Below are 12,397 nucleotides of genomic sequence, written 5' to 3' on the forward strand. Positions count from 1 at the left end.
CGCTCCTCATTCGGGCGTTCAATGAGCGGTCCAGCCGCCTTCGATCGGCATGATGGCGCCAGTGATCGAGCCCGCGTCGTCCGAGGCCAGGAACACGCAGAGCGCCGCTACCTCGGCCACGGTCACGAACTGCTTGGTCGGCTGGGCAGCCAGAAGCACGTCCTTGATCACCTGCTGTTCGGTAATCCCGCGTGCCTTCGCCGTATCCGGTATTTGCTTCTCGACAAGCGGAGTCAGCACGTATCCGGGACAGACGGCATTGACGGTGATGCCCTGCTCGGCGACTTCCAGCGCAACCGCCTTGGTCAGGCCGGCGACCCCATGCTTGGCGGCGACATAGGCGGATTTGTAAGGCGAAGCGACCAGGGCATGTGCCGAGGCAACGTTGATGATGCGGCCCCATCTGCGCTCCTTCATTGCCTGAAGAGCGCGTCTGATCGTGTAGAACGAGGACATCAGATCAATCGCCACGACCGCCTCCCATTTCTCAATCGGGAAGTCGTCGATCGGCGCGACGTGCTGAATGCCGGCATTGTTGACCAAGATGTCGATTGCCCCGAACTCGGCGATTGCCCTGTCCATCATCGCCGTGATCGCGTCGCCCCTGCTCATGTCCGCATCGTCGTAGCGGACGGTCACCCCATGGTCGGCTGCAAACTTTGCCCTGAGGAGCTCGATTTCATCAGCGTCGCCGAAGCCGTTCAGAACGATGTTGCAACCCCTGGCCGCGAAGGCTTCGGCAATGCCCTGGCCGATGCCGCTGGTCGAACCCGTGATAAGTGCTGTCTTTCCTTTGAGCATTGTCGCTTCCTTCGGTTGGAGCTGCGGCCTGACGGCCGGCAATCGGCAGCGAGCAACGGATCTCCGCGCCCACGGTCTGAATTCTGGGTCAAGTATGGCGAGCCACTCGAAGCAGCGGAAATGCCGTTGAGACATGGATTCGATAGCTGACGGTCAGATCGTCAGCTCGGCGACGGCAACGCCGGCGGACCAGCCGCCTCGGCTCGTTTGACGTTAGGGGCAGGTAATAAGATCGAACCGAGCGCGTCGTGCGGGTGAGAGAGATCAGCCACGAAAGCCACATCCACCGCAACAATTGCGAGTTTCACGGGCTACGCGGACGCCATCCGCGCCGAACAGGGCGTCACCGTGAGTCCCCTATGCTGGAGCGATCGGGACGATTGGACACTTGCAATGATCGGGGTCGGGCTGGTTTTGGCTTCATGCCGGAACACTCGGCCAGGCATCCGGAATTCCGGCGCGAGGTCAATCTCGTCGCCGCGCGCGGCCGCAGGCATTCACCAGCGGTTGGCGCATTGGTTCGCGAAGCCACTCAGAAGAGGTGGATCGGCGAGCGGACTACGGCACTGTCCGCCGCCGAGTAGCCTTGCGGCGCCAAACAACCTGCCTCGCGTGCGGTCGGCGGATCTTCGGCACATAATCCGCGCTCAGTTTTTCCTGATCGTCGAGGTCACAGACTGGATGACCTCGGTTGCCATCTTGAACTGCGCGGCGCGGTCGGTGATGCCATGACGCTTGGCTATCCAGTCGAAATCGCTGTAGGCGGCGTAAACCGAACCATCTGCGGCCTGGTAGACCAGCACGCGCACCGGCCAGTCGAGACCGGCTTCGGGGTTCGATGTGATGAAGGTCGTGCCGAGCGCCGGATTGCCGAACATGACCAGCGACGACGGCATGACATCGTTGCCAGCGTCCTTGCCAAGCCTTGCCTGGTCGATGACGCCAAAGAACATGATGCCCTTCTTGCGGACGTCTTTCTCGATACGGGCAACGGTTTCGGCGACGGGATAGTCGCTCTTCACCGTGACGACGCCGTCTGAAGCGGCGGCTGGGACGATGACCGCCATCAGCATGGCGACGCCGGCAATCATGGTTTTCAGGTAGATGGTCATGTTGGTCTCCTTTGGTTTTCTGGGGTGCGTGAATTTTGGCTATTGCCCTGATATCTCTGTTCATTCTCGCCTGAAGGTCGCCTTGTAGTCGACGTTCTCCCGATCGTCAGGCGGTCGGCGACTTCAACGACCGCGCGACCCCGATCCCGCCGGCGAGGACCGCGGCGAGCACGGCCACGCATGCGGTCCAGCCGATCCGGTCGTAGATCTGTCCGATCACGAAGCTGCCGGCGAGCCCGCCTGTATAGTAGGAAGCAAGGTAGATGCCGCTTGCGGCGGTGCGATCGCGCGAGGCCGTTCGGCTGACGTGTCCTGTCGCTATTGCCTGCGCCAGGAAGGTGCCAATAGCGACCAGCGCCATCCCGCCGAGAACAATGGGAAGGCTGGTCGTGAGCAGCAGAAGCAAACCCAGGATCGCCAGCGTAAGCGTTGCACCGATGCCGATCCTTGGGCCGAGGCCCGCAGCGAGACGCCCGGCGAGCGGCGTGGTCAGCATGGAAGGCAGGAAGACGAAATACACCAGTCCCAGCGCCATTGGCGACAGCGATAGCGGGGCGGTGACGAGCTGGAAGTTGACATAGGTGAAAGTGCCTATGAAGACGAAGAGGATCAGGAAGCCGATCGCGAAACAGGCGCGCAGCTCGACGTTCTTCAGCGGGCCCTTCCAGGCCGCGCGGGCAGGCTCGCCTATCGCGTCGGCGCGCATCATTACGGATGCCTTCTGCAGCGTGAGCCAGACAAGAGCCGCGCCACTCAGATTGAGGGCGGCGAACATCAGGAAGTTAGTGGAGATGCCAAGCGTATCGGCGACGGCGGCCGACATAAGCCGTCCGAAGAAATTACTGGCGACATTGCCGGTCACATAGGCCGCAAGCGCACCTGTCGTCTGCCGCGCGGAAAAATGCTCGGCCAGGTAGGCCATCGTCAGCGTGAATGCGGTCGACATGCACAAGCCCTGGACGACACGGAGCAGGCCAAAGGCGACGATGCTGTCTGTTTGTGACAGCAGCGTCGTCGGTATCGCTAGCACCGCAAGGCTGATCCAGATGCCGTTGCGGCGATCGAGGTTCCTGCCAAAAAGCGCCACCGCAATTCCGGCCACGGCCATGCCGAAAGTGCTGGCATTGACGGCAAAGCCCATCGTCGCGCGGCTGACACCGAACTTTATCACCAGCGACGGCAAGATGGCCTGGGTGGCGAAGAGATCGACAAGTGTCAGGAAGGCAATCACGGCAATAATACCGAAGCGCCAACTGTCAGCGGCAACCATCCGCAGCCGCGTTGGTTCGGTCTGTTCACTTGTCGTCATAGCAGGACTCCGTGGCCGCACGTCCCCAGGTGATTACCTGAGGACGCGCTTTCAGTTGCTGATGCTAGGAAACGGTCATCGCAATGCGTGACTCACATTGTGTGGTCTTCGCGCATTGCCGGCGGCAGGATGTCGGCGGAATAGAGCACCGCCGGGACCTTGCCATTGTTCTTCCACCAATGGGCGAGTTGGCCGAATTCGACGCTCACGTCGCCGGCCTGGTGCTCAATTCCCACCTTGCAGGTGCTGCTGTATTCGGTGATTGAGCCTTCGACGACGAGGATGTTGGCGGGACGAACAGTGTGCTCGTGCCAGGGCACGACACCGCCGGGCTGCACGACAAGCTTGCGCAGGCGCAGCATGTTGCCTTTCCAGGCCTCGCCCTTCGGGCTCAGATCGATCGCGGAAAGGACATCGTCGGTAACGCCTACTGGCTTGCTCGGATGCTCCTGGATATCAGTCGTGGCAGCTTGGTCCGCAGGGCAGTCGCCGGCAAAGGCCGGGGCAACGGAAAATGCAGCGGTTGCAGTAAGAAGTCCGAGCGTCAGCGCGAGGGTCAGCGGCGCCGGCAATGCAATTGTCTTGGTAGCCATGTTGTATTTCTCCTTTGTCGGTGCCCAAACGCGGGAGGCGGGGCATGACGAGGAGAGTGACGAGATCCGCAAAGAAAGAGAAATGCTGCCTGGCTCTCAATTCCATAGCTGAAAACTATGGTTACACACATGGCGACGCATAGGAGGTGCGAGAAGCACGTGGCGAGAACGAAAAAGTCTTCGGCTATGCTTCAGGCCGCTGTCTTGTGGACTGCCAATGGCATGGCGCTCATCGGCCAGCCATGTGCCTTGACGCTGCTCACGAAGGCCGAAGCGGCCGGCGAGAATCTTCGTCCTGCCACGACAACCAAGCATACTTCCCGCCAAACCTCGGGGTCGACGACAGGCCGGACCTGCAAGCCCGGGATCACCGCGCTGAACTCCGGGATGAAGCAAATTCCGAGGCCTCCGGAGACCATGTTCTGGATCCAGTCCTCGCGCTCGCTGGCGTAGGAAATCCTGAGCTTTACGCCGCGATCGCTGCAAAGTCCGGCGAGGTGATCGCGATACTCGCAGTTGAGACGCCTGAGGTAGTTTTCCCCGTCGAGTTCGGAAATGGAAACATTGTCGTTGCGGGCCAGTCTATGGCCGTTGGGCAATGCCAGGACGAAGCGCTCGCGATAAAGCGGCGTCACGTCGAAGCGTTCGGGAAAACTGTCGCTCGATGCCATGATGGCAACATCGATTTCACCCGATTCGAGCAATTGCGAAAGTGAGGTGGGCACGCCCTCGACAAGCTGCAGCTGGATGCCCTGCTGCCGTCTGCTGAACTCGGCCAGCAGACCAGTGAACCGGCGCGGACCGATGGTGCACATGACACCAACCTTGAGATTCGCATTTTCCAGACAGAGAAACCTTGATGCCTCCTGCCGAACGCCGGTCAGTTCATCGAGGATTTGCTGGAAACGGGGTCGCAGCAGAACGCCTAGATCTGTGAGATGGGTGAGGTTTCGCTCGCGGCGAAAAAGCAAGCCGCCGACCTCTTCCTCAAGCTGCTGGATTGCGCGGGAGAGTGCAGGCTGGGTGACGTTGCATTTTTCGCCGGCGCGCGTGAAATTTCGTGTCTCGCAGACTGCAAGAAAATAGCGGATGTGATGGATGTCCATGCCGATTGTCCCCGAACTGCATATGGTTCAAATGCTGGCTTCGGACCCTGCCGCAAAGCGTCGCGTCGTGCCAATGCACTGCTGCTATAAAGTCGATAGCGGCGCGTCATGATCTTTCTGAAGTCAAGGTGCGGATCATTTCGCTACGGCTGGAGCCCCGCTCAGGCTGACCTGAAAACAATGATGGCGAGCATTTGCTCGCCATCATGCTGGTATTGCGCCAAAAAGGACCAAGCGGCGATTAGCTGTTGCCGCCAAGCTGATGGACCTTGACGCAAAACTCGGCATACGGCTTGCTCATCGCCGCGTCATTGCATTCCTTCTTCATCGCGTTCCGCTTGTCCTTCGACATCGCATTCCAGGCTGCTTTGAACTCTGTATCCGACTTCATCGTCTTCATGCTGACGTCAGCGTAGAAGGGTTGCATGTTGGACGGCTCGTCCAGCGCGCCGGCAAACGCAACGCCGCCGAGGACGGAAAGTGCAAAAGCGCCGAGGCAAATAGCTTTGATAGTCATGGTAGACCCTTCTCTGGGGTTGAACAGTCGTCCATCGACGACCGTAGTAGTGACCGGCAGCAATTTAAAACTCTGTGGTTCCTCCTTGCCGAGATAGACTTTGCTGCAATCGGCGGCCGACTGGCCAATGCCATCTGCGCATGGAGTTCATGCCACCTTGGCATTTCGCCGCGATGGGATGATCAGGCAGTCTCTCCATCAAACACGCCTGGCTAGGCGTTTTGGGATGGAGACTAAAATGCATGTCGAGACCAGGACCGAGATCAACAAGGCGGTCATTGCCGCCGCACAACCCGCGAGGGAACAGGGGCATCCCGTTGACATCGTCCTGGCAAGCGATGCGCACGGGGCTTTTGTCTGGGGCGTGCTCGACCGCTTGCTCGATGAGCCAGACCTTTACCTCGGCAGCATCACCGCATCCGGTTTCGGCGCGATAGAGGCGGCGGTTCTGGCCTATGGCCTGGCTCTGGCCGGTCGACGTGGCGCACGCATGGCACTCGTCAACCTCTGGCGACGCGTCGCCCACGTGTCGATGTTCGCAACCAACAAAGCCAATCCGCTGCGATCGATACTGGAACAGTCAATCGACATTGCCGAGCTCCGCAACAAAGGCTGCCCTGTGAAACTCAGCATTTTGGCTTCGAACGCCCGCACCGATGCGGTGAGGGTGTTCTCAGGCGATCAAGTGTCAATCGACGCGATCGTGGCGGCGGCCACAATCCCATTCCTTTTCCCGGCCATTGAGATCGACGGCGACACCTATTGGGGCGACGGCGACCTTGCGGCCTTGGGGCAGGTGCGGTCGGTTGAAGCCGGCCATCTGCTGATCATCGCCGGCAAGCCTTCAGGGTTCACGACGCAGTGCGCGGATCGCAACCTCGCCGCCAATCATGGCGCGCCGAAGCCCCCGCTGACCCACACGATATTCGACCGCCAGCACCGGGCTGGTGCAGCGCTGTTCACAAGGTGCTGGACCGACTGGGGCGAGCTAACCGACAGGCGTGACAGAGGGCGGGAACGAGCCGAGGATTGGCTTCTGCGCGATCATCGCCTTGTGGACGAACGCCCCACGGTCGACAGAAAAAACGATACATCTAGGCGCCTCCCTCCCGCCTAGTCGCGCCTGCTTCGCCCACTCACGAATGCAAGCGCCAAGCCCTCCGGTTCCCCGCCGAAGGGCTTTTTCTTTGCCGCTCGTACACAGAGCGATGCGTATCAAATCCATGCCGAGACAGCATTTCAGCTCGGCCGTCTGATCGGGGACACTGCTTGCAGACAGGCCGCAAGGTCAGTCTTTCCCTCGAAACGCAAACAGGAGACACGACTGTGATCAACACCAAAGCCCTCATCGGATCGGCCCTCGCGGCCGCCACTTCGCTGGCCGCCACGGCCGCCTATAGCGGCCCCGCCGATCAGCCCAACTTCGCCTTCGAGAAGTGCTACGGCGTCGTCAAGGCTGGCCAGAACGACTGCCAGACCGCAACGCATTCATGCGCCGGCACCTCCACCGCCGATAACCAGCCGGATTCGTGGCTCTACGTGCCCGAGGGCAGCTGCGCGAAGATCACCGGCGGCAGCGACAAGGCGAAAGCCTGAGCGATTCAGACTTCGAGCCAACCCTTTGGAAGGAGCAGACCGATGACCCGTGCATTTCAGCCCCTCGCGATCCCCCCAACGGCAGGCATCGGTCTTCGCTCGCCTCACATCGGTGAGATGCTGACCCGGCGCCCTTCCGCGGGTTGGCTCGAGGTTCACGCCGAGAACTACATGGGAGACGGCGCCGGCGTCGAGGCCCTGGAACGGCTGCGCCAGATCTATGCGCTGTCGGTGCATGGCGTTGGCCTCTCCCTTGGCAGCGCAAGGGGCGTGGATCACAACCATCTCCAAAGGCTGCGCAAGGTCTGCGAACGATTCCAGCCAGATCTCGTCTCGGAGCATCTCGCCTGGAGCGTCGCCGACGGCGCCTATCTCAACGACCTGCTGCCGCTGCGCTACGATGAAGAGGCGCTGGCGATCGTCGCGCGCAATGTGCAGACTGTCCAGGACACGCTGAAGCGGCGCGTGCTCATAGAAAATCTGTCCGCCTATGTCGCCTTTGCGGACTCTTCGATGAACGAGGCAGAGTTCCTGGCCGAACTCGTGTCACGGACAGGCTGCGGTCTGCTGCTGGACGTCAACAATGTCCAGGTCTCGGCGCACAACCTGCAATATGATGCAAAAGCCTTCATCGATGCGCTGCCGGCCGATTCCATCGGCGAGATCCACCTTGCCGGCCATGCGACCAATCAGGTCGGAGCCGACACCGTGCTTATCGACGATCATGGCTCACGCGTGCCGCCGGTCGTTTGGATGCTCTATCAGCATGCCATCGACCGGCTCGGACCGCGCCCGACGCTGATCGAATGGGACACCGATGTCCCGGTTCTCGATGTGCTGCTAGGCGAAGCGATGTGGGCCGACATGCTGTCCGCTTCGATCATGTTCAACCGCAAGCAGGCCTCCAGGCAGGCCGTAGCGATCAAGCCGCGGTCCGCCCTCCCCTCTTTCGAAAGCGAAATGAGAACAGGCATGCCCGTGCTGGCGGCATTTGCCGCCGCCAAGGCAGCACGGGCCACGCCCGTTGCGTCGCCGCCGATGAAGGAACGATACCATGCTGCCGCTTGAGCTTCTCCAGACCACCATGGCGCGCTCGGTGCTGAACCTGGGGACGTCAATCACCGCGAAAACGCTGACCGCCGGCAAGGCCGATCCGTTGGCCCGCCTGCGCATCTATCAGAACAACACGCGCAGCTCGCTTACCGCGGTGCTGATGGCGGTTTTTCCCGTCACGGTTCGCCTGGTCGACGAACGTTTCTTTCGTTTCGTGGCAAGCGAGTTCATTCGACGGCATCCGCCGGTGGAGTCCCGGCTCGCGCGCTATGGTGCCGGCTTCCCGCGCTTCCTGAAGACCATCGACACGCTGTCAGACATGCCGGTCGTAGCCGAGACGGCCCGGCTGGAATGGGCCATTGCCGAAGCGCTCGACGCGGCCTCGCATCCACCCCGCACCCTCTCGGAATATGACGGCACCGATCTGGGGCCCTCGCCCAATCTCGTGCTGCAGCCATCCCTGCGGCTGATCGTTTCGCACTGGTCGATCCTATCCGTATGGACAGCGCATCAGCATGAGACGGGGTTCGACCAGCACAGCGCCTGGAAGAGGCGTCCCGAGCGCGTGGCGTTGTGGCGGTCCGGTGAGAGTGTCCGACTGGTTCTCCTCGATCGCGCGAATTTTGCTTTCCGGCATTCACTAAAGCACGGCCTCGGCCTGGAACACGCCACGATGCGCGCCCTAGCACTCGACCCGGAGTTCGATCTCGTGTCCGCGCTCGTGCGTCTGTTCGGCGACGGGCTGGTCACCGAAGTGCGCATTCCATCCCTCTCAACCTCATGGAGACAAACATGACCGCGATACCGCAATACACCCCGTCCACGCCGGCTGCCTTGGTTGGTTTCTACAGACGCCTGATCAAACTGCCGGAGCGCATACCATTCTCACTCGTTCAGCTCGCCGCCCGCATAGCGGTCGCGCATGTCTTCTGGCAGTCCGCTCAGACGAAGCTGGCATCCTGGCCGGTGACGCTGCAGCTTTTCGCAAACGAATACAATCTGCCGTTCATCGATGCGACGATCGCAGCGCCGCTGGCAACGACTGCCGAGATCACCGGGTCGGTTCTGCTTTTCCTGGGACTATTCTCCCGCGTCGCCGCACTGATACTGCTCGGTGTCGTATCGGTCATCCAGATCTTCGTTTTCCCGGAAAATTGGGCCGAGCATCTGCTGTGGGCTTCGCTGTTGCTTATCGTGCTGGCACGGGGCGCCGGCGTCTTCTCATTGGACTACTTTGCCGACCGGATCCTCGGCCGGAGCAAGTAAGAAAACCGCAACTAAAATTCCGCGTTGGAGGCAGTGGTGTCACGTGAAGCTGGCACGGTTGTTAGCAGCGGTTGGCCGGCGGCAGCCTGCGCTGCTCGCGCTGAACGCCGCTGACCTTAACATCGGCGCGTGCGAAACGCTGCCCGCGAAGTCCCTGGCGCCGGCACTTCCAGAGCGTTCTCATTGTTGCCCAGGAAAACATAAATGCCTTCCGACGTCGCGGGATTGGCGTCGGCATCAGCGCTTTGCGTTGCTGGACCACATCAGCGGCGGACGGGCTGGCTGGAACATCGTGACGACGTCGAACCCTATCCATGGCACGCGCCACTGATGAACGCACCCATCGCGGCGAGGTGATCAGAGAAGCCGTCAACGAACCGCCTGACCTTCAACGGAATGAAGCGGTTGGAGGGATAAACCGCGTGCACGTGATGCGGCGCGTAATGCCAATCTGGTAGCACATATTCGAGCCGCTTCTGGGCGACAAGCGGGTCGAGTATCAGCTTGTGCCCAAGGCCGATGCCGAGGCCAGACAGCAGTGCCTGCTGATTAAGGAGCGAATTGTTGGAGCACATTGCTGGCCGAATCCGCACCTCGGCCCTCTCGCCGCCTGGGCTGGTGAGCGGCACGATCTCGCGCGTCGTGATGTGGGCGTAAAGCAGGTAGTCATGGTCGGCAAGATCCTGTGGGCACCGCGGCCGGCCCATCCGATCGAGATAGTCCGGCGTTGCCGCGAGGCGTCGCTCCATCACACCCAGCTTGCGCACGATCAGCCGGTCATCATCGATAGTCCCCATTCGGATCACAACGTCGAGCCTCTCTGCGATTACGTCGACGAAACTGTCGGTCAGCGCCACGTCTAGTATCAGTTCCGGATAGGCGCGCTTGAACTCGATGAGGTAGTTGCCGAGCACACCGGCACCGAAGCTGGCCGGCGCGCCGACCGCAAGACGTCCGCACATCTTTGATTCGAGGCAACCGACGCTGCGGTCCGCCTCATCGAGGCGCTCGACGATGTCACGGGCACGATCCAGATAGCGTCGGCCGGCTTCCGTCGGAGAGACATAACGGGTCGTGCGGTCAAAAAGCCGGACGCCGAGGCGCTTTTCCAGTGCGCGGATCTGCTGGCTGACGGCCGGCTGGCTCAAGCCCAGTTCGCGTGCCGCTGCCGAGAAACTGCCGGCTTCGGAGGCGCGTATGAAGCTGGTTAGCTCCGTCAGGCGGTCCATGATGACAACTCCCTGTCGCGATTAATAAGCAAGAATAATAGCTCCTATAAGAAATCGGCAAGTTCAAAAAGCTAAGCCTATGAAATAGACCTGTCCTGCTCTGCCCGGAGCCTCTACGATCCCCAACCGGAGATGATGCCATGACGCTTTCCCGCCGTCATTTTCTCGCCAGTGCCGGCCTTGCCAGCGGCGCCCTTCTACCCGGCGCCTCCGTTCCGGCACTGGCCCGCGCGCCGCTGGCCCAAGCCCCTACCCTTGGCGCGCTGCGCCGCAAGGTGGGTTCGATCGAGGTCACGGCGCTGCTGGACGGCTATATCGACATTAAATCGGAGCTTTTCATCGGGCTCGTCGACGCCGAGGCGGAGCGACTGGCGGAGGCCAGCTTCAATAAGCCCGGACCGCGCCGCACCCCCGTTAATGCCTACCTCGTCAATCTCGGCGACAGGCTGGTGCTCATCGACGCCGGTATGTCGGACAGCAACGGCCCGGCGCTCGGCCGTCTTCCGGCAGCTATGCAGGCTGCAGGCGTCGCTCCGGACCGGGTCGACACTTTGCTGATCACCCACATGCATCCCGACCATATCAACGGCGTGCTGACGTCCGCCGGCGAGGCGCTATTTCCCAATGCAGAGCTCGTCGTCACCGCCACCGACTACGCCTTCTGGCACGACGACGCGAACATGAACCAAGCGCCGGACGAGGCGAAGCCGTTCTTTATCGGGGCACGCCAGGCTGCCGCCGCTTATGCGGACCGCCTGCGGCAAGTGGACGGCGAGCGCGAGGCGGTCGGCTCGATTCGCACCGTGTCGTTGCCCGGCCACACCCCGGGTCATGCCGGCTTCATCATCGAATCGGGCAGCGACGCGCTGTTCATCTGGGGCGATGTCGTGCATATGGCGACCTATCAGTTCGCCCGCCCGGACTGGAGCATTGCCTTCGATGTCGATTCCAAACTGGCCGCCGAAACGCGCAAGCGGACGCTCGACCGGGTCGCTGCCGACCGGATGCTGATCGCCGGAATGCATTTGCCGTTCCCCGGTTTCGGACATGTCGCGCGAGACGGCCAGGCCTATCGCTTCGTGGCGGCCGAATGGGTCTATGAACTGTAGTGGCAGAAGTCAGCGCGTGAATTGACGCGTCTGCGTCCACATCATCAAGTTCTGGCGTCCGACATGCGATGCGCTGACATAGCCAGATCGGGCGAGCCTTCGATACAGTTCTTTCTTTATGCCGGTGCATTCAGCGGTCTGCGCCAAACACCCCTTCACCCGCGTTCAAATATTGTGGGAGCATCCGGCCATGCGCAGTTGGTCAGGTTTGCGCAGCCTGGTCGTTGTAAGGGTCGAGTTCGACGGCAAGCCTGGCAATGACAACCACTCGTCGTGACCGATGGCGCCGCGCCTGCTTCTACAGGGCGCGGCCCGCAGACGGGCCAGGTCATTCATGAAAAAGGGGGAAAGGTTGGCCTGCGTTTCGGACACAGATAATGGAAAATGGAGAACGATCGTCGACGACGGCCGGCACGAGGGCTCCATCGGGTTAAGACCCGCCTTTTTGCACGTCGTTGCCGCCGATCACCGCACGCATCGCAGAGAGGTATTCCGAAGCCAGAATTCCTGAGGTAGGTGTGCGTCCAGTGCTTTCGACGAGAAGGAGAGATTGACGGGCAAAGGCTCAACCAGTTTCATTGGAACGCTAAGACGTTGGCGGAGATTATTGCATCTGCTTGTGAAGAAGTAGATGTAAATGATTGATGTTTAACGTTATGGTGGGCCCGGAGGGACAATGTTCTTTATGGAGAATCAATATGATAGC

General features: G+C 61.0%; 14 protein-coding genes. 7 read left to right on the forward strand and 7 right to left on the reverse strand.

Annotated elements, in window-relative coordinates; genetic code table 11:
• Positions 1-18: 18 nt before the first annotated feature.
• Positions 19-801: a 3-hydroxybutyrate dehydrogenase gene (locus EJ066_RS30365; RefSeq protein WP_126043560.1), complete on the reverse strand. Its 783-nt coding sequence runs from the start codon at positions 799-801 to the stop codon at positions 19-21.
• A gap of 422 nt (positions 802-1,223) precedes the next feature.
• Here EJ066_RS30365 and EJ066_RS31575 point away from each other — a divergent pair, with 422 nt between their 5' ends.
• On the forward strand, positions 1,224-1,385 hold the full coding sequence (locus tag EJ066_RS31575) for a hypothetical protein (protein WP_189644403.1): 162 nt from the start codon (positions 1,224-1,226) through the stop codon (positions 1,383-1,385).
• A 63-nt stretch (positions 1,386-1,448) separates the two neighbouring features.
• On the opposite strand, the gene EJ066_RS30370 is transcribed toward EJ066_RS31575, so the two are convergent.
• The 5 genes from EJ066_RS30370 to EJ066_RS30390 all read right to left on the reverse strand — a co-directional run bounded on the left by EJ066_RS30370 (position 1,449) and on the right by EJ066_RS30390 (position 5,501).
• Positions 1,449-1,892: a DUF302 domain-containing protein gene (locus EJ066_RS30370; protein ID WP_245455246.1), complete on the reverse strand. Its 444-nt coding sequence runs from the start codon at positions 1,890-1,892 to the stop codon at positions 1,449-1,451.
• 127 nt (positions 1,893-2,019) lie between these two features.
• Entirely contained in the window at positions 2,020-3,222 is a 1,203-nt protein-coding gene (locus EJ066_RS30375; protein ID WP_126043562.1) for an MFS transporter, read from the reverse strand.
• Positions 3,223-3,314: 92 nt separating this feature from the next.
• Complete coding sequence (locus EJ066_RS30380; protein WP_126043563.1) at positions 3,315-3,815, reverse strand: cupin; 501 nt, start codon at positions 3,813-3,815, stop codon at positions 3,315-3,317.
• A 191-nt stretch (positions 3,816-4,006) separates the two neighbouring features.
• On the reverse strand, positions 4,007-4,921 hold the full coding sequence (locus tag EJ066_RS30385) for a LysR family transcriptional regulator (RefSeq protein WP_126043564.1): 915 nt from the start codon (positions 4,919-4,921) through the stop codon (positions 4,007-4,009).
• Between the two features lie 241 nt (positions 4,922-5,162).
• Entirely contained in the window at positions 5,163-5,501 is a 339-nt protein-coding gene (locus EJ066_RS30390; RefSeq protein WP_348629277.1) for a hypothetical protein, read from the reverse strand.
• A 175-nt stretch (positions 5,502-5,676) separates the two neighbouring features.
• On the opposite strand from EJ066_RS30390, the gene EJ066_RS30395 reads away from it, so the two are divergent.
• The 5 genes from EJ066_RS30395 to EJ066_RS30415 all read left to right on the forward strand — a co-directional run bounded on the left by EJ066_RS30395 (position 5,677) and on the right by EJ066_RS30415 (position 9,353).
• Positions 5,677-6,555 (forward strand): hypothetical protein, encoded by an 879-nt coding sequence (locus EJ066_RS30395; protein ID WP_126043565.1) that lies wholly within the window; start codon positions 5,677-5,679, stop codon positions 6,553-6,555.
• 209 nt (positions 6,556-6,764) lie between these two features.
• Positions 6,765-7,034 carry a DUF2282 domain-containing protein gene (locus EJ066_RS30400; protein ID WP_126043566.1) on the forward strand — a complete coding sequence of 90 codons (270 nt, stop codon included), beginning with the start codon at positions 6,765-6,767 and terminating at the stop codon, positions 7,032-7,034.
• 42 nt (positions 7,035-7,076) lie between these two features.
• On the forward strand, positions 7,077-8,102 hold the full coding sequence (locus EJ066_RS30405; RefSeq protein ID WP_126043567.1) for a DUF692 domain-containing protein: 1,026 nt from the start codon (positions 7,077-7,079) through the stop codon (positions 8,100-8,102).
• Positions 8,089-8,883 (forward strand): DNA-binding domain-containing protein, encoded by a 795-nt coding sequence (locus EJ066_RS30410; protein WP_126043568.1) that lies wholly within the window; start codon positions 8,089-8,091, stop codon positions 8,881-8,883. The genes EJ066_RS30405 and EJ066_RS30410 overlap by 14 nt, the downstream gene beginning before the upstream one ends.
• A complete protein-coding gene (locus EJ066_RS30415) occupies positions 8,880-9,353 on the forward strand; it encodes a DoxX family protein (protein WP_126043569.1) in 474 nt (157 codons plus the stop codon). Before EJ066_RS30410 ends, EJ066_RS30415 begins: the two co-directional genes overlap by 4 nt.
• 308 nt (positions 9,354-9,661) lie before the next feature.
• On the opposite strand, the gene EJ066_RS30425 is transcribed toward EJ066_RS30415, so the two are convergent.
• Entirely contained in the window at positions 9,662-10,582 is a 921-nt protein-coding gene (locus EJ066_RS30425; RefSeq protein ID WP_126043570.1) for a LysR family transcriptional regulator, read from the reverse strand.
• Positions 10,583-10,722: 140 nt separating this feature from the next.
• Here EJ066_RS30425 and EJ066_RS30430 point away from each other — a divergent pair, with 140 nt between their 5' ends.
• The gene (locus EJ066_RS30430) at positions 10,723-11,691 is read left to right on the forward strand and encodes an MBL fold metallo-hydrolase (protein ID WP_126043571.1); all 969 of its coding nucleotides are present in this window, start codon (positions 10,723-10,725) and stop codon (positions 11,689-11,691) included.
• Positions 11,692-12,397: the final 706 nt, after the last annotated feature.

It is taken from the genome of Mesorhizobium sp. M9A.F.Ca.ET.002.03.1.2 (assembly GCF_003952365.1).
In the GTDB taxonomy this organism is placed as follows: Bacteria; Pseudomonadota; Alphaproteobacteria; order Rhizobiales; family Rhizobiaceae; genus Mesorhizobium.